General features: G+C 72.5%; 11 protein-coding genes. 7 read left to right on the top strand and 4 right to left on the bottom strand.

The features are described 5' to 3' along the window. Positions 1 to 76: 76 nt before the first annotated feature. Entirely contained in the window at positions 77 to 1,003 is a 927-nt protein-coding gene (locus ACSHT8_RS28295; RefSeq protein WP_436494071.1) for a cobalamin biosynthesis protein, read from the bottom strand. A gap of 98 nt (positions 1,004 to 1,101) precedes the next feature. Between ACSHT8_RS28295 and ACSHT8_RS28290 the strand changes: the two genes are divergently transcribed. The 7 genes from ACSHT8_RS28290 to ACSHT8_RS28260 all read left to right on the top strand — a co-directional run bounded on the left by ACSHT8_RS28290 (position 1,102) and on the right by ACSHT8_RS28260 (position 13,452). Beyond that, positions 1,102 to 2,652, top strand: coding sequence for a DUF2397 domain-containing protein (locus ACSHT8_RS28290; RefSeq protein WP_436494069.1), 1,551 nt, complete (start codon positions 1,102 to 1,104; stop codon positions 2,650 to 2,652). Beyond that, positions 2,642 to 3,853, top strand: coding sequence for a TIGR02678 family protein (locus ACSHT8_RS28285; RefSeq protein ID WP_436494068.1), 1,212 nt, complete (start codon positions 2,642 to 2,644; stop codon positions 3,851 to 3,853). The genes ACSHT8_RS28290 and ACSHT8_RS28285 overlap by 11 nt, the downstream gene beginning before the upstream one ends. Then, positions 3,850 to 7,944 (top strand): TIGR02680 family protein, encoded by a 4,095-nt coding sequence (locus ACSHT8_RS28280; protein WP_436494066.1) that lies wholly within the window; start codon positions 3,850 to 3,852, stop codon positions 7,942 to 7,944. Before ACSHT8_RS28285 ends, ACSHT8_RS28280 begins: the two co-directional genes overlap by 4 nt. Next, the gene (locus ACSHT8_RS28275; RefSeq protein ID WP_436494064.1) at positions 7,944 to 9,107 is read left to right on the top strand and encodes a TIGR02679 domain-containing protein; all 1,164 of its coding nucleotides are present in this window, start codon (positions 7,944 to 7,946) and stop codon (positions 9,105 to 9,107) included. The genes ACSHT8_RS28280 and ACSHT8_RS28275 overlap by 1 nt, the downstream gene beginning before the upstream one ends. Positions 9,108 to 9,137: 30 nt before the next feature. Next, positions 9,138 to 9,749, top strand: coding sequence for a TetR/AcrR family transcriptional regulator (locus ACSHT8_RS28270; protein ID WP_436494062.1), 612 nt, complete (start codon positions 9,138 to 9,140; stop codon positions 9,747 to 9,749). 2 nt (positions 9,750 to 9,751) lie between these two features. After that, positions 9,752 to 11,485 (top strand): ABC transporter ATP-binding protein, encoded by a 1,734-nt coding sequence (locus ACSHT8_RS28265; RefSeq protein WP_436494060.1) that lies wholly within the window; start codon positions 9,752 to 9,754, stop codon positions 11,483 to 11,485. Positions 11,486 to 11,559: 74 nt separating this feature from the next. Continuing rightward, complete coding sequence (locus tag ACSHT8_RS28260; RefSeq protein ID WP_436502207.1) at positions 11,560 to 13,452, top strand: ABC transporter ATP-binding protein; 1,893 nt, start codon at positions 11,560 to 11,562, stop codon at positions 13,450 to 13,452. 54 nt (positions 13,453 to 13,506) lie between these two features. Here ACSHT8_RS28260 and nudC read toward each other — a convergent pair whose 3' ends face one another. From nudC to ACSHT8_RS28245, 3 genes are all read right to left on the bottom strand, one after another. Continuing rightward, complete coding sequence (nudC, locus tag ACSHT8_RS28255; protein WP_436494058.1) at positions 13,507 to 14,466, bottom strand: NAD(+) diphosphatase; 960 nt, start codon at positions 14,464 to 14,466, stop codon at positions 13,507 to 13,509. A gap of 68 nt (positions 14,467 to 14,534) precedes the next feature. Further along, positions 14,535 to 15,890: a M16 family metallopeptidase gene (locus ACSHT8_RS28250; RefSeq protein WP_436494057.1), complete on the bottom strand. Its 1,356-nt coding sequence runs from the start codon at positions 15,888 to 15,890 to the stop codon at positions 14,535 to 14,537. A 67-nt stretch (positions 15,891 to 15,957) separates the two neighbouring features. Further along, positions 15,958 to 17,241, bottom strand: a complete 1,284-nt coding sequence (locus ACSHT8_RS28245; RefSeq protein WP_436494055.1) for a M16 family metallopeptidase — start codon at positions 17,239 to 17,241, stop codon at positions 15,958 to 15,960. Between the last annotated feature and the right edge of the window lie 5 nt (positions 17,242 to 17,246).

The following is a 17,246-nucleotide window of genomic DNA, read 5'->3' as shown; positions in this document are numbered from 1 at the left end:
CGGACACTTGCCGAATCTGGCGATTTCCACGTCGTGGAAAGTCGCGAACCTTGGCAAGGTCACCCCTATGGGTCGCCTAGCGTCGACGGCGGCCGAGGACGAAGGCGATCACGGCAGCGACAGCCGCCGTGAGGGCGCCGACGACGCGCGACAGCTCCACGGCTCGGGTGACGTGGCCTGCGTCAGGCATGCGGCCTGTGCCGAGGACCGGGCGGTCCTCCACTCCATACGAATAAACCGTGCGCCCGCCAAGGCGGACCTCCAGCGCCCCCGCGAACGCCGCCTCCACCCGCCCCGCGTTCGGGCTCGGGTGGGCCGACGCGTCGCGCTGCCAGGCTGTCCAGGCGCCTCGGCGGTCGCCGCCGACGACGGGGGCGCCGACGACGGTCAGACCGGCCGCGAGGCGGGCCGGGATCAGGTTCACCAGGTCGTCCAAGCGTGCCGAGGCCCAGCCGAAGCGGCGGTAGCGCGGCGAGCGGTGGCCGACCATCGCGTCCATCGTGTTGATCGCCCGGTAGCCCAGCAGGCCCGGCACTCCGGCGACAGCGCCCCAGAACAGTGGCGCCACGACCGCGTCCGACGTGTTCTCCGCCACCGACTCCACGGTCGCCCGGGCCATCGCCGGGCCGTCGAGGGTCGACGGGTCGCGGCCGCACAGGTGGGGGATGCGGGTGCGGGCGTCCTCCAGTGATCCCTCGTCCAAGTGGCGCCCGATCAGCGCGCCCTCGGCGGCCAGTGAGCGGCCGCCCAGCACCGCCCAGGTCGCCAGCGCGGTCCCCAGCACCGGGCTCCGCCGCTCGACGGCCACCCCGAGCGCGACGGCTCCACCAGCCAGAACGGCCGTGTAGACAGCTCCGGGGACGCGGTGGTCGCGGTAGACGGCCTTCTCCAGGCGGCCCGCCAGGGTGCCGAAACCGGCCACGGGATGGAAGCGGCGGGGGTCGCCCACGACCGCGTCGGCGGCGACGCCAAGCAGCAGTCCGATAGCCCGGCCCGTCCCCAACGCGCCCTCCTCCGCCGATCCCCCTGGAGAGGGAACCGTATCGCCCCGGCGTGGCCAGGCTGCGCGGGTGTCGGCCGCTTTGGCTATCGTGGCCCGCCGTGGAGCCTGCGCAGGAGACCGACGCCGAACACCGGCTCCAGCTCTACGCCTACCTCCAGCCGCGCGAGCACCACCGCACGTATCTCGCGATCATGCGGCTGTTCACCTCGACCCTGCTGGCCGACCTGTCGGCGGGCGAGGTGTCCTCCGCGCTGGCCGCCGCCGAGCGGGACGGGCGCATCGACATCGGCGAGTCCCACATCGACGTGGTGATCCCCCGCCTGCGGCAGCTCGTCGACTGGGGCAACCTGGTCCACGGCCGCCGGGAGACGATCGCGGCGAGCATCGCCGAGTTCCAGCAGGGCAGCATGCGCTACCAGGTCAGCAAGCTGGCCGTGCGCGTCCAGCGCGACGTCGACGAGCTGCTGCGGGTCCCCGAAGGCGCCCGCGAGGTCTCCCGCGAGCTGCTGCCCGCGATCGAGCGCGGCCTGGTCAACCTCGGCGAGACCCTGGCCACGGCCTCCGCGCGCACCCAGCAGGACCCCGGCTCGCTCTCCGCCCGCCGCGCCCGCATTCTCCTGGCCGAACGCGTCACCACGCTGTTCCTGCAGCACGCCGAACTGGCCGCCACGGTCCGCGACTTCTACGCCTATCTGGGTCAGATCCTCACCCGCCACCACTTGGCGCCGGAGGAGATCTCCGGGTTCCGCAACCTGCTCGTCGAGTACATCCAGGTCGTGGTCGAGGACGTCCTGCGGCACACCCCGACGATCGCGGCCACCCTGTCGACCCTGGCGGGCGCCCGCCGCGAGCTGGTCGAGCTGCTGCGGCCCGCCGAGCAGCTCGGCACCGCCGTCGAGCGCACGCGCGGCCGCCGCGAGGCCGACTGGCAGGAGCTGACCGACTGGTTCGCCGACCGGCCGGGCAACCCCAGCCAGGTCACCGCCCTGCGCGAGGCCACGACCCGCGCCATCGGCGCCCTGCTCGCCACGGTCCGGCGCGCGACCACCGGCGGCGGCCTGCTGCCCAGCCGCCGCGCCGAGCTGATCCAGCTCGCGGGCTGGTTCAACGCGGCCACCCCTGACGAGGCGCACGCGATCTACGCCGCCGCCTTCGGCCTGCACTCCGCGCGCAATCTGTTCCCCTCGCCCGAACACGACGGCGACGACGAGCACACCCCGTGGCGCGACGGCCCGGCGATCGATATCGCTGTCAGCGTGCGCGGGCGCGGCGACCGCGGCGCGCGCGGCCGCACGTCGCGGATCATGGACGACCCGATCACCGAGCAAGGGCTGCTCGCCCAGGCCAGGGCCGCCGACGAGCGCCGCGAGGCCGCCTCAGCCGAACTCGCCGCCGCCTCCGGCAACCTCGACAACGTGACGCTGTCCGGCGCGGCCTTGGGCGCACTGTGCGAGCTGCTCACCCTGGCCATGGCCCAGCGCGAGGGCGCCGCCGACCCGGGCGCGGCGACCGACCAGGTCCGCGGCCTCACCCTGACGCTGACCCCCGCCACCGGCACCACCACCCAGATCCGCAGTTCGGCGGGCACGCTGACGCTGCGCGACACGGTCCTGGGCATCGAGCGGGCGCAGGTGCGCGGTGCGCGCTGACACCCGCGACCCGCTGGCCGGGCTCTCCGACATCGACGCGGCCAACGTGGCCCGCTGCGCCAAGGTCCTGCTGCGCCACCCGCTGCTGCGCCCGGGCGGCCCCGACGGCGACCTGCTTCCGCTGGTCTACCGCTACCGGACCGCGCTGCAGGAGATGTTCGCCGCCCTGCTCGGCTACCGGCTCGTGGTCGAGCGCCGCTTCGCCCGCCTCTACAAGTCCGGCCCCGGCGCCGACCCGACGCGGGGCGAGCCCGCGCTGTCCCCGCGCGCCTACGCCTACGTCTGCCTGACGATGGCCGCGCTGACCGGCGTCGGCAGGCAGGTCCTGCTGTCGCGGCTGGTCGCCGACGTGCGGGGCGCGGCGAGCGAGGCCGGGATCAGCGTGGTCGACGACATCGCCGACCGGCGCGCGCTCACCGCCGCGCTGCGGCACCTGATCAGCCTCGGCGTGATCACCGAGACCGACGGCTCGGTGGCCGGGCTGATCGGCGAGGCCCCGTCCGAGGCACTGATCACCATCCACACCGATCTTCTCGGCCAGTTGCTCGCGGGTCCCTTGACCGAGGCCACGTCGGCGGACGACCTCGTGGCCCGCGCCGCGTCCCCCGGCAGGCTCGGCGTCGAGCACGCGGTGCGCCGCAGGCTCGTGGAGAACCCGGTGACGCTGCACGCCGACCTGCCGCCGGAGGAGGCCGAGTGGCTGCTGCGCAGGCAGCGCCGCGAGTCGGTCGTGCTGGAGCGCTGCTTCGGCCTGATCACCGAGACCCGCGCCGAGGGCGTCGTGGTCACCGACCCGGAGGAGTACCTGACCGACGTGGTCTTCCCGGCCACCGGCACGGTCGCCCGCATCGCCCTGCTCGCCCTTCCCGAGCTACTCGACCCCGACACCGACCGCCCCGACGGCCGTTCCGCGGTTCCGGCCGAACGCCTGCGGGAGGTGTGTGCGAACCTGGTTGAGGACTATCCGGCCGCGTGGTCGCGCCAGGCCACCGAGGATGTCGGCGCGCTGGTCCGCGCGGTTGCCGACCTGTTGGTCCGGCTGAGTCTCGCGGTGGCCGACGGCGACGGCTGGCTGATCAGTCCCGCCGCGCACCGCTGGCTGCCGCAGCCCGACGACACTCCCGCCAAGGGGCAGGCCGAGCCCGTCACCACCGCACCCGAGCCAGGGTGGTCGCTGTTCGACGAGGAAGGGGAACCGTGAGCGCGCCGGATGATCCACAGGTGGGCCGCTGGCGGCTGCACCGGGGCGGCATCGTCAACATCTGGCAGTACCGCGAGCAGACCTTCGACTTCTCCGGCGGGCGCGCGATCTTCCAGGGCACCAACGGCTCGGGCAAGTCCCGCACGCTGGAGCTGCTGCTGCCGCTGTGCCTCGACGGCGACCTGCGGTACCTGGGCTCCAAGGGCGCGGGCACGGTGTCGATCCGCCGCCTCATGCTCGACGACTACGACGGCGGCCCCAACCGCATCGGCTACGCGTGGATCGAGCTGCACCGGGAAACCGATGCGGGCGACGAATACCTGACCTGCGGCATCGGCGTGAAGGCGTCCGCCACGTCGCAGCAGATCAGCGACTCGTGGCGGTTCGTCACGCCCTCCCGCGTCGGCACCCACTTCCAACTCGCCTCCGCCGACCGCGTCCCGCTCGGCCCGGCCGCGCTGCGCGACGTGCTCGGCGCCGACCGGATGTACGACGAGGCCGCGTTCCGCGCGAAGGTAGCCGAGACGGTCTACGGCGTGCCCGGCGGCCGCTACGGCGACCTGCTGCACCTGCAGCGCACCCTGCGCAACCCGGACATCGGCCTGAAGGTCCAGGACGGCCAGCTCGAACAGATCCTGTCCGACGCGCTGCCGCCGCTCGACGTCGGCGTGGTCGAGCAGCTGGCCACCTCGTTCGAGGACCTGGAGTCGATCCGGGAGAACATCGGCAGGCTCAGCGCCGCCGACGAGGCCATGTCGGCGTTCCTGTCGGGCTACTCCGGCTACGCGCTCAACGCGCTGCACGCCGCGGGCGGGAAAGCCGCCGCCGCCGGGTCCACTTTGGACAAGGCGCACGCGGAGATCCGCACCCTGCAGGGACGGCTCACCGCCGACGGCAACCGGCACGCCGAGGCCGAGGAGCAGGTCCGGACGCTGGAGGAGCGCGACGCGGAGCTGGAGAACAGCATCGACTCGCTCAAGTCGCTGCCCGCCTACCAGGGCCTGCGCGACCTGCAGGACCGCGAGCGGCTCGTCGAGCGCACCCGCGAGGCCGCGACCGCCGCGCTCGACAACGCCGCCACGCAGCGCAACACCGCCGACCGCGCGGTCGAGACCGTGCTGACGGTCCTGCGTCGGCTCGGCGGCGACCTGGAGGACGCGGGCGAGCTCGCGCGGTCCACTGTGGACGGACTGGTGGCCGCCGGGCTCGACCCCGCGCTCTGCCCGACCATCCCGGCCGCGCCCAAGCCGGTCCCCCGCACGCTGGCCGACAAGGTGCGCGCCAAGCCAGACCCGGAGGCCGAGCCGCTGGAGATCCAGCGCCGGATGCCGCCCGAGGTCGCCCCGGACGAGCTGGAGTCGGCGATCACCGCTGCCGCCGAGCGGATCAGCGACGTCGGGTCGGTGCTGGCCCAGCGCGGCGCGCTCGCGATGGCGCTGCACGAGCGGTCCCGCAAGCTCGACGCCGACCGCGCCGACCTCGACCGGCTGCACTTGAAGGCCCGCGAGGCGCAGATCGAGGCGACAGAGGCGGCGGGCCGCCGCAACGAGGCCCGACAGCGGTTCGGCGTCGCGGCCGAGGTCTGGTGCGAGCAGACGCTTGCGTGGACGCTGGCCGGGCCGTTCGCCGAGGACCACGCGCCGCGGCCGCCCGCCGTGCCGAGCGCGCTGGACGTCCAGGAGGCACCGGACGCGACCCGCCAGGCCAGGGACGCGGCGCGACAGTGGGCCGCGCCGCACCTGTCCGCGCTGCGGCAGCAGGTCGTCGGGGCGCGGCAGGTCGTCGACGACCTGGTCGCCCGGATCAAGGACACCGAGACACGGCTGATCGGCTTGCGCAAGGGCGTCGACGCCGCTCCCCCGTACGCCGGTGTCGAGCGCGACCCGGCGACCGGTGCGCCGTTCTACCGGCTCGTGGACTTCGCCGACGGCGAGCCGGACGCGGGACTGGAAGCGGCGTTGCAGGCCAGCGGCCTGCTCGACGCGTGGGTGTCGGTCGACGGCTCGGTCGACTCCGCGCTGGCCGACGTGCTCGCCTCGGGCAGCGGCAAGGCCGACAAGCCGTTGTCGTCTGTACTCAAGCCCGCGGTCGAGGACAGCCCGGTGCCCGCGTCGGTCGTGACCGACCTGCTGGCCGCCGTGTCCTACGAAGGCGACCACCCCGGCCTGACCGTGTGGTCGTCGGGCAAGTGGCGCGCGGGCGTGCTGCACGGCGCCGCGTCCAAACTGGACGCCGAGTACGTCGGCGCGGGCGCCCGCGAGGCCGCGCGGAAGCGGTCGATCGCCGAGCTGGCCGCCGCGCTGGAGACGATGCACGCGCAGCTGGCCGACGCGGAAGTCGAGCTGCGCCAACGGACTCAGGCCGTGCAGGTGTGGGACGCCCACCTCGACGCCTTCCCCGACGACCGCGAGCTGATCGCGACCCGGGTCAGCGCGACCGAGTCCGAGCGGCAGGCCGCCGAGACCGCGGCGAAGGCCGACGCGCGCCGGGCCGAGCACCAGGCCGCCGACGGCAGACTCAAGGCGATGGCCACCGAACTCGCGCAGGACGCGGGCGCGGCCGAGCTGACCCCGGACACCGAGGTCCTGCGGCAGGCGCAGCGCGCGACGACACAGGCCAGGACGGCTGCGGAAAGTCTGCGCGACGCGTTGGCGAAGCGCTGCGTCGGCACGGTGCGCGACCTGGTGGAGGCGCTGCACGACCACAACGCCGCCGTCGACGACCGCGCCACCGCCGAGGCCGTCGCCGACGAGAAGTGCGTGGCGTTCCACCGCGACGCCGCCGCCCTGGCCGAGCTGACCTCGGCGATCGGCGGCGAGGCCGAGAGCGTGGCCCGCCAGCTCACCGAGTTGGAGCGGCAGCGCAAGGCCGCGCGCGAGGAACTGCCCGCCGCGCGCCGGACCGCGACCGAGCTGTCGAACCAGGTTGTGAAGACCCAGACGCTGCTCGACACCCGCGAGTCGGAACTCGACGGCAAGCGCGCGGCGGCGGCCGCGGCGGCGAACGCGTTCACCGAGGCGCTGGCCGCGCCCGGCGTGTGGCCCGCGGCGGTCGACGCCGACAAGCCGGTCGCCGACGACGAGGCGTACGCGGTGCTGGAAAGCGCGGTGGCGCAGGCGAAGCGGCTGCCCAGCGAGGAGAACGTCCTCACCAAGCTCCAGTCGCTGCAAGCGTCGTTGGCTGGAACGCACAACGTGCTGCCCGAGCGGCACGCGGGCATCCTGACCGTGGTGGTGTCGGCCGAGGAAGGCCCGGCGCCGGTCGCGGTCGCGGCCCGGCGCGTCGCCGACCGGCTGGCCGAGCGGCGCGGGTTCCTCACCGAGCAGTACCAGGGGATCTTCGCGCTGCACCTGGTCCGCGAACTCGCCGAGCGGCTGTCGAGCCAGATCGCGGTGGCCGAGGACCTGACGCGGCGGATGAACGAGGTGCTGGACTCGGCGCGCTCCAGCCAGGGCGTGCACGTCCAACTCGACTGGCAGCCCGCCGCGTGGCTCGACGAGTCCACTGTGGAGGCTCTGAAGCTGCTGCGGCTGCCGTTCTCCCAGCGCACCGAGGAGCAGGACACCCGGCTGCAGCAGGTGTTCACCGAGCGGATCGAGTCCGAGCGCGACACCGCCTCCGGCGGCTACACCGAGATCCTGGCCCGCGCTCTGGACTACCGCTCGTGGTTCGCCTTCACCGTGCGGGTCCGCGACAGCGGGCCGGACGGCAAGCCGCGCTCGCGCAGGCTGCGCCAGCTGTCCTCCGGCGAGACCCGCCTGATCTCGTACGTGACGCTGTTCGCCGCGGCGGCCGCGTTCTACGGCGCGATCAGCGCGGGCGTGGCGGCGGCGTCGCGGATGGCGCCGCTGCGGCTGGTGCTGCTCGACGAGGCGTTCGAGCGGCTCGACGACCCGACGATCGCGCGCATGCTGGGGCTGCTGGTCGACCTCGACATGGACTGGGTGATCACCTGGCCCAGCGGCTGGGGCGTGTCGGACAAGATCCCGCGCATGCACATCTACGACGTTCTGCGGCCCAAGTCCGGCCACGGTGTGGCGTGCACGCACACCACCTGGGACGGCGCTGGCCTCGACCGGGACGACCCGTGATGCGCGAGGTCTACGGCAGACCGGAGTACGAGGTGCTCTGGCGGCAGGCGCGCACGGCCGTGGCGCGGGGGCAGGTCAAGCTCGGCTTCAAGGCGCCGGACCCGGCCGCCGCGGCGGCGGTGTCCGCGCTGATCGGCCGTCCGCTGACGGCCGGGGTCGGCACCACGATCCCGGTCGCCGACCTCGACGCCGCCCTGCGCGCCGGGGAGTTCCACTGCGGGCTCGACGAGGTGCTGGCCGCCGTGCACGGCGAGCCCGCCGAGTTCAGCGCGGTCCAGCCGTCGGTCGACGCGTCGCGCCGCGAGTGGGTCACCGAGATCCTGGCCGACGCCCTGTCGTCTGTCGGGCTGATCGACAAGCCGTGGGCGTCGCTGTGGATCGACCACGTGCGCCGGTACGCCAAGATCCCGCCGGAGCGCCTGGCCACCCCGGCCCACCAGGCCGCCGCCATCCTGGCCACGCTCACCCTCGACCCGCGCACCCCGCCCGCCGAGTGGGTCACCCGCACCGCGCTGGCCACCCGGCACGGCGCCGGGCCGCGCGGCCTCGACCGGGGCCAGAAGCTCGCGGGCCTGGTCCTGCGGGCCGCCGCCCTGGCCCACGGCCTCGACTATCCGCGCGGCGCGCGCGACGAGTGGATGCTGTGGGAACGCTGCGGCGTCGCCCCGGACGGCTTGTCCACGACCGTGCTGACGCTGAACCTGCCCGACGGCCTGCGGCACGTGACCTTGCGGGATCTGCCGCTGGATCGGGTGTCCACCGTGTGGGTGTGCGAGAGCCCACGGGTGATCGAGGCGGCGTTCGAGGCCGGGGTCCGTCAGCCGATGGTGTGTCTGTCGGGCTACCTGAACATCGTCGCCCGCCAACTGCTCGCGCACCTCGGCGCGGCCGTGCGCGTGCACGCCGACTTCGACCGGACCGGCCTGCTGCTGGTCCGGCAGGTGCTGGAGCTGACGGGCGGAACCCCGTGGCGGATGTCCGGCGACGACTACCGGTTCGCGTTGGAGCGGGCGCGCGCGGAGGATGTCGACCTGCCGCCGCTCGGCCCCGATCCGGGACCCGCGCCGTGGGACCCGTCGCTGGTGGAGGCCCTGCGCGCGGGCTGGGCGGTCGACGAGGAAATGACCCTTCCATCCCTTTTGGACGATTTGACCCACTTGTGAGTGAGTGCTCACTCACTTAGACTCGGCGGCGTGACCACCCAGCCGGGTCGGCGCCGCGCGGCGCCGATGAGTCCCGACGACCGCCGCAAGGCGATCGTGCGGGCGGTGGTGCCGCTGCTCGCCGAGCACGGCGCCGCGGTCACCACCAAGCAGATAGCCGAGGCGGCGGGCATCGCCGAGGGCACGATCTTCCGGGTCTTCCCCGACAAGTGCGCCCTGATGATGGCCGCCGCGGCCGAGACCATCGACCCCGACGACCGGGCGCGGTCGTTCGCCGCGGCCATCGCCGGGGTCGACGACCTGGACGGCAAGGTCCGGCGGATCACCGCGCACCTGCTCGACCGCATCGAGCGGACCATGGCGGTCATGATGGCCGTCCGCGGCTTCCTGATGACCCAGCGCGACGCCCCGCCGACGGACGGGAAGCCGCCCTTCATCCACGACGCGTACAAGGCGCTCGACGGGGCGCTCACCAAGATGTTCGACGCACACCGCGACGAGCTGTCCGTGCCACCCGCCACCGCCGCGATCTCCTTGCGGTGCCTGGTGTTCGGGGCCCGGCATCCGGTGCTGGAACTGGCCGAGCTGTCGGCGGACGAGATCGCGGATGTGCTGCTGCGGGGGATCTCCCAGGAGGGGTAGCAATGCTCGTCAAAGTGCTCAAGGAGTACCTGGCCAGGTATCGGACCTGGCTCTGGTACGTCGTGGCGCTGCAACTGGTGGGGACCATGGCGTCGCTGTACCTGCCGAGTCTCAACGCCGACATCATCGACAACGGCGTGGCCCGGGGCGACACCGGCTACATCGTCCAGACCGGCGGCTGGATGCTGCTGGTGTCACTGGTCCAGATCGCGTGCTCGGTGGTCGCGGTGTACTTCGGCGCGAAGACCGCGATGGGGTTCGGCCGCGACCTGCGGGCCGGGGTGTTCCACCGGGTCGGCTCGTTCTCGTCGCGCGAGGTGTCGAAGTTCGGCGCGCCGTCGCTGATCACCCGGGTCACCAACGACGTCCAGCAGATCCAGATGCTGGTCATGATGACCACCACGATGATGGTCGCCGCGCCGATCATGATGGTCGGCGGCGTGATCATGGCGCTGCGCGAGGACGTCGCGCTGTCGTGGCTGCTGGTGGTGTCCGTGCCGATCCTGTTCGTCGGGCTCGGGTTCATCATCCGCCGGATGGTGCCGGGCTTCCAGCTGCTCCAGACCCGCATCGACGACGTCAACCGGGTGCTGCGCGAGCAGATCACCGGCATCCGCGTGGTCCGCGCGTTCGTCCGCGAGCCGTTCGAGACCGAGCGGTTCGGCAAGGCGAACGCCGCGCTGACCGAGGTGTCGACGCGCACCGGCCGCTACCTGGCGGCGATGTTCCCGTTCATCCTGTTCGTGATGAACCTGTCGGTCATCGGCGTGCTGTGGTTCGGCGGGCACCGGGTGGACGACGGCCTGATGGAGGTCGGCGCGCTCACCGCGTACATGAACTACGTCATGCAGATCCTGATGGCGGTCATGATGGCCACCTTCATGCTCATGATGATCCCCCGCGCCGCGGTGTCGGCCGAGCGGATCAAGGAGGTGCTCGACACCGACTCGTCGGTGGCCCCGCCGGTCGACCCGGTCATGTCCGTCACCGCGCGCGGCGAGGTCGACTTCGACGCGGTGTCCTTCGCCTACCCCGGCGCGGACGACCCGGTCCTGTGCGACGTGACGTTCTCCGCGCGGCCCGGCCAGACCACCGCGATCATCGGCTCGACCGGCTCGGGAAAGACGACGCTGCTCAACCTGGTCCCCCGCCTGTTCGACGCGACCGGCGGCACGGTCAGGGTCGACGGCGAGGACGTGCGGCGGCTCGACCAGGACCTGCTGTGGAGCAAGATCGGGATCGTGCCGCAGAAGACGTACCTGTTCACCGGCACCATCGCGTCGAACCTGCGCTACGGCAAGCCCGACGCCACCGACGAGGAACTGTGGGCGGCGCTGACCATCGCGCAGGCGCGTGACTTCGTCTCCGCGCTGCCCGAGGGGCTCGACGCGCCGATCGCGCAGGGCGGCACCAACCTGTCCGGCGGCCAGCGGCAGCGCATCGCCATCGCCCGCGCACTGGTGCGCAAGCCGGAGATCTACCTGTTCGACGACTCGTTCTCGGCGCTGGACGTCGCCACCGACGCCCGGCTCCGCGCGGCCCTGCGGCCGACCACACGCGACGCCACGGTGATCATCGTGGCCCAGCGCGTGTCGACCGTGCTCGACGCCGACCAGGTGGTCGTGCTGGAGGACGGCAGGATCGTCGGCCTGGGCACCCACGCCGAACTGTTGGCGACCTGCCCGACGTACCAGGAGATCGTCGCGTCCCAGCTGAGCGCGGAGGAGGCGGCGTGACCAGCACGATGAAGGTGACCGAACGCGTCCAGGGCCAGGGCTTCGGCGCCGGGCGCGGGCCGTTCGGCGGCGGGATGGTCGGCCAGAAGTCGATGACGTTCGGCCCGTCGGCCAAGCGCCTGTTCGGCAGGCTGGCGCCGGAGCGCGTCAAGGTGTGGGCGGTAATCGCGCTCGCGGTGGGCAGCATCGCGTTGATGTCGGTCGCGCCGAAGATCCTCGGCGAGGCCACCGACCTGATCTTCGAGGGCCTGTTCGGCAAGAACCTGCCCGCGGGCCAGTCCAAGGCCGACGTCATCGAGCAGTTCCGCGCGGCGGGCAACAACCGGCTCGCCGACATGCTCTCGGCGATGGACGTGGTCCCGGGCGTCGGCGTCGACTTCAGCGCGGTCGGCACGGTGCTGCTGTGGGTGCTGGGGCTCTACGTCGCCTCGGCGGTGCTGGGCCTGCTCCAAGGTCTGCTGCTCAACGGCGTGGTGCAGCGCACGATGCAGCGGATGCGCGGCGAGGTCGAGGACAAGATCCACCGGCTGCCGCTGTCCTACTTCGACCGCCAGCCCCGCGGTGAGCTGCTCAGCCGCGTCACCAACGACATCGACAACGTCTCGCAGGTGCTTCAGCAGACGATGAGCCAGCTGCTGTCGTCGCTGCTGACCGTGGTGTTCGTCGTGGGGATGATGTTCTGGATAAGCCCGACACTCGCGCTGGTCGCGATCATCAGCATCCCCCTGACCATCATGGTCACTGGCGCGATCATGAAGCGCTCGCAGAAGCAGTTCATCGCCCAGTGGCGCGCGACCGGCACGCTGAACGCCCACGTCGAGGAGTCCTTCACCGGGCACGCGCTGACCAAGGTCTTCGGCCGTCAGCGCGAGGTCGAGAAGGCGTTCGAGACGCAGAACGAGGCGCTGTTCAAGGCCGGTTTCGGGGCGCAGTTCGCCAGCGGCCTGATCATGCCGACGATGATGTTCCTGGGGAACATCACCTACGTCGTGATCGCCGTGCTGGGCGGCCTGCGGGTCGCGTCGGGCACCATGAGCCTGGGCGACGTGCAGGCGTTCATCCAGTACTCGCGCCAGTTCACCCAGCCGCTGACGCAGGTCGCGTCGATGATGAACCTGCTGCAGAGCGGGGTGGCGTCGGCGGAGCGGGTGTTCGAGCTGCTCGACGCCCCGGAGGAGCCGGTCGAGCGCACCACGGCCGCCGCCGAGGTCTCGCGCGGGCGGGTCGAGTTCTCGGACGTGAGCTTCCGGTACGAGCCGGACACCCCGCTGATCACCGACCTGTCGCTGGTGGCGGAGCCCGGTCAGACGGTGGCGATCGTGGGACCGACGGGGGCGGGCAAGACGACCCTGGTCAACCTGGTCATGCGGTTCTACGACCTGGACGGCGGCACGATCACGCTGGACGGGGTGGACGTGGCGTCGATGCCCCGGCAGGTGCTGCGCGACCAGATCGGGATGGTCCTGCAGGACACATGGCTGTTCCACGGCACCATCCGGGACAACATCGCCTACGGCAGGCCCACCGCGACCGACGACGAGATCATGGAGGCGGCGCGGGCGACGTTCGTCGACAGGTTCGTGCACTCGCTGCCCGACGGCTACGAGACGGTCATCGACGAAGAGGGCTCGAACATCAGCGCGGGCGAGAAGCAGCTCATCACGATCGCCCGCGCGTTCCTGTCCGACCCGGCGCTGCTGATCCTGGACGAGGCGACGTCCTCTGTGGACACACGGACCGAGCTGCTGGTCCAGCACGCCATGGCGGCACTGCGGTCGGACCGCACGTCGTTCGTGATCGCCCACCGCCTGTCGACGATCCGCGACGCCGACCTGATCCTGGTGATGGACTCGGGCCGGATCGTGGAGCAGGGCACGCACACCTCGCTCCTGGCCGCGGGCGGCGCGTACGCGACGCTGTACCAGGCCCAGTTCGCGGGCGCGGTCGTGGAGGAAACAGCAGTCTGACGGTCACCTGCTTCGGGGCAGGCGAGCGATCGCCTGCCCCGAAATGTGTCCGGACTACGCCTGCGACCAGGCCGCCAGCATGTGGTGGGCGATGCTCGTCGGGCCGGGCAGGATCAGGTCGGCGGAGTCACCGCTGAACGCCTTCTGGACCTCGGCGCGGGTGAACCAGCGGGCGTCCTCGATCTCGCCCTCGGCGAGCGTGACGTCGGCGGTCCGGTCGGCCTGGGCGGCGAAGGCGATCATGATGGAGCGCGGGAACGGCCACGGCTGGCTGCCCAGGTACCGGATGTCGGTGACCTTGGCGCCGACCTCCTCAGCCATCTCACGCTCGACGCAGGCTTCCAGGGACTCGCCGCCTTCCACGAAACCGGCCAGCACGGAGTACCGGTCGGCGGGCCAGATGGGCTGGCGGGCCAGCAGGACGTGTTCGTCCTCGGTGTCGTGGATCAGGCAGATGACGGCCGGGTCGGTGCGCGGGTACTCCTCGCGGCCGCAGCCGGTGCACGTCGTGGCCCAGCCCGCGGCGGCGCGCGTGACCGGGGCGGCGCACTTGGCGCAGAAGCGGGCACGGGCGTGCCAGTTGGCGAGGGCGACGGCGGCGGTGAACAGGCCAGCGTCGGTGTCGTTCAGCAGGGCGCCGATGGCGCGCAAGTCGTGCCACGCCTCGCCGGTCTCCGAGCGGGCGCCGGACCACAGGCCCCACGAGTTCGGCGGCGTGACCGGGTCGGGCCGCATGGGCTCGGCGGCCGGGAGGGACCAGTAGGCGACGCCGTCCGCTTCGCCCAGGAGGGCGGCTTCGGCGGGACGGGCCGGGGCGACGTCGGCACCCGCGCGCAGGCGCAGGGCGGTGGCGTCGTCGGTGACGGGCGTGCGGCCGAAGCGGTCGACCAGCAGGACCTTCCCGGTGCTCCACAACGCGTCGAGGCGCTCCGGGTCCTTGCGGACGGGTTCGTCGCGGACGGCGGTGGCGCGGGAGAGGGCGGGTAAGCCTGCCAGCCGGAACTCGGTGGTCATGTCTCTTTCCTGGGCTGGGGTTGAACTCGCGGACCGGCGGGCGCGGGTGGCCCGCCGGTCCGGGGCGATCAGGGGAGGGTGACTCCGCCAAGAGCGCTGAGGGTGGACAGGGTGGCCGCGTCGCCGACGATGACGCCGGTGAAGCGGGTGGGGGCGAAGAAGCCGACCGCCGCCTCGGCGACCTGCTCGACGGTTACCGCCTTCAGCCGGTCGGGGTGGCCGGTGAGCCAGTCGATGCCGAGGCCGAGGATGGCCAGGGCCGCCAGCTGCGAGGCGAGGCCGCCCTGCGACGACGTCGAGGTGAGCAGCGAGCCGATGGCGTACTGCCGCACGGTGTCCACTTCGGACTCGGTGGGCGGGACGGCGGCGAGCTTGCCCAGCTCGTACCGGATCTCCAGCAGGGCGCCCGCGGTGACGGCGCTGGCCGTGTCGGTCTCGACCAGCAAGGTCGCCCCGCTCGGGGTGAACTCCAGCGACGAGCGGGCGTTGTAGGTGTAGCCCTTGTCCTCGCGGATGTTCTCCACCAGCCGCGACGAGAAGAAGCCGCCGAAGGCCAGGTTCGCCAGCTGCAGCGCGGCGTAGCGCTCGTCGGTGCGGGTGATGGCCTGCGCGGACAGCCGGAACTGCGACTGCACGGCGCCCGGCCGGTTGACCACCAGCAGGTCCTGCGGGGTGATCTCCGGCAGCGGCGGCAGCACCGAGGCCGACTTGTCCGACCGCCAGCCCGCGAACGCCTCGGCCACCGCGGCGACCGCGCGGGCCGGGTCGATGTCGCCGACGAGGACGAGTACCGAGCCGCGCGGGAGCACCTGGTCGCGGTGCAGGGCGCGCACCTCGTCGGCGGTGACGGCGGCGACGTCCTCGGCCTCGGGCATCTCGCGGGTGAACGGGTGGTCGCCGTAGCGGTGCTTCTGCAGCGCCTGGCGGGCGATGACACTGGGCTGCGAGCGGGCCACGGTGATCCGCTCGATGAGCCGGTCGCGCTCGCCCTCGATCTCGTCGTCGGCGTACGTCGCGCCGGTCAGGGCATCGCCGAGCACGTCGAGCAGGGTGTCGAAGCCCGACGACAGGGCGTTGCCGCCGATGGAGAGCATCTCCGGGTCGACCACGGCCGACAGCTCGCCGCCGACGAGCGCCAGGTCGGTGTCGACGGCGACGCGGTCGCGCCTCTCGGTGCCGGTGAGGATGGTGGCGGCGAGGACCTCGGCCAGCGCGGCGTGCTTCGCGGCGTCCCCGGCGAAGGGGACGCGCAGCCGCAGCTCCACCATCGGCACCGTCGGCTGGGCCACGGCGATGACGCGCAGGCCGTTGTCGATCACCTTGTCCACCGCGGACAGGCCGGTGGCCGCGCGCTGGTCGCCCAGGGGCGGCAGCGGGCGCGGGCCACGCTCGGTACGGCCGATCTCCTCGGCGCTGCGGCTCACTGGACTCCTCCTGCGGAAACGATGGCGGACGACTCGGTCGGGCGGGGGTGAGCGGGGACCGCGATGATCACTCGGCCCCTCCAGCCGGGGACACCGTCAGCACCGCGCGCGAGTCGGGACGCAGGGCCTTGGCCGCCGCGGAGACCGCGTCCGGCGTGACGGCGGAGATGCGGTCGGGCAGCGAGTAGACCAGGGCCGGGTCGCCGTAGAGCAGTTCGAACGCGCCGAGCGCCAGGGTCCGGCTGACCAGGCGGTCGTGTTCCTTGTGCAGGCTCGCGGCCCAGCGGGCGGTGACCTTGGCCAGTTCCGCGGGGTCGGGCGGGGTGCTCGCCAGCTTGTCGATCTCCTCGTCGATCGCGGCGAGGATCGTGTCGACCGACACCTCCGGCGAGTGCATCGCGGTGATGGTGAACGTGTCGGGGTCGCGGGCCTCGAAGGGACCGAACAGGCCGCAGCCCGCGCCGACGTCGGTGACCAGCTGGTCGCCGTAGACGAGTCGCTGCTGGAGCCGCGAGCCGTCGCCCTCGGCCAGGACACCCGCCAGGACCAGGAACGAGACGTAGGCGTCGATCTCGTTGATCGGGTCGGGGATGCGGTAGCCAAGCGCGATGGCGGGCAGCGGGGCCAGCTTGTCGGCGTGGTCGGACCGGATCTCGCCGGACGGCGCGGGCTCGGCGAACGACGGGCGCTCCGGGCGCGGCCGCGCGGGCACGTCCCCGAAGTGCTTCTCGATCAGCTCGCGGGCGCCGTCGACGGTGAAGTCGCCCGCGACCGTCAGCACCGCGTTCGACGGGGCGTAGTAGGTGTCGAAGAACGCCGCGCAGTCGGCGACCGTCGCCTGCTCCAGGTCCTCGAAGCCGCCATAGCCGTTGTGCGCGTTGGGGAAGGTCTGGAACAGCACCGGCGGCAGCAGGATCCACGGGAACCCGCCGTAGGGCCGGTTGAGCACGTTGAGGCGGATCTCCTCCTTCACCACGTCGATCTGGTTGCGGAGGTTCTCCTCGGTGAGCTTCGGGGCGCGCATCCGGTCGGCTTCGAGGAACAGCGCCCGCTCCAGCGCGGCCGACGGCAGCACCTCGAAGTAGTCGGTGTAGTCCGGGTGCGTGGAGCCGTTGAAGGTGCCGCCCGACGATTGCACGTGCCGGAAGTGCGCCAGCTTCTCCAGGCTCTCGCTGCCCTGGAACATCAGGTGCTCGAAGAGGTGCGCGAAGCCGGTCCGGCCCTCGGGCTCGGACCGGAACCCCACGTCGTAGTGCACGCTCACCCCGACGACCGGCGAGGTCGTGTCGGGGGCGAGCACCACGCGCAGGCCGTTGGACAGGGTGTACCTGTGCAGCTCGGAAACGGTCACCCGGC

Source organism: Actinokineospora sp. HUAS TT18 (assembly GCF_051364635.1).
In the GTDB taxonomy this organism is placed as follows: Bacteria; Actinomycetota; Actinomycetes; order Mycobacteriales; family Pseudonocardiaceae; genus Actinokineospora.
The sequence above is the reverse complement of the archived record's forward strand: the minus strand, read 5'-3'. Positions and strand labels throughout refer to the sequence as shown.

What these genes read in the sequence shown, in the direction of transcription:
- ACSHT8_RS28260 (WP_436502207.1), top strand. Translation starts at nt 11,560, where the DNA reads ATGGTCGGCCAGAAGTCGATGACGTTCGGCCCGTCGGCCAAGCGCCTG.
- ACSHT8_RS28275 (WP_436494064.1), top strand. Translation starts at nt 7,944, where the DNA reads ATGCGCGAGGTCTACGGCAGACCGGAGTACGAGGTGCTCTGGCGGCAG.
- ACSHT8_RS28265 (WP_436494060.1), top strand. Translation starts at nt 9,752, where the DNA reads ATGCTCGTCAAAGTGCTCAAGGAGTACCTGGCCAGGTATCGGACCTGG.
- nudC (WP_436494058.1), bottom strand. Translation starts at nt 14,466, where the DNA reads ATGACCACCGAGTTCCGGCTGGCAGGCTTACCCGCCCTCTCCCGCGCC.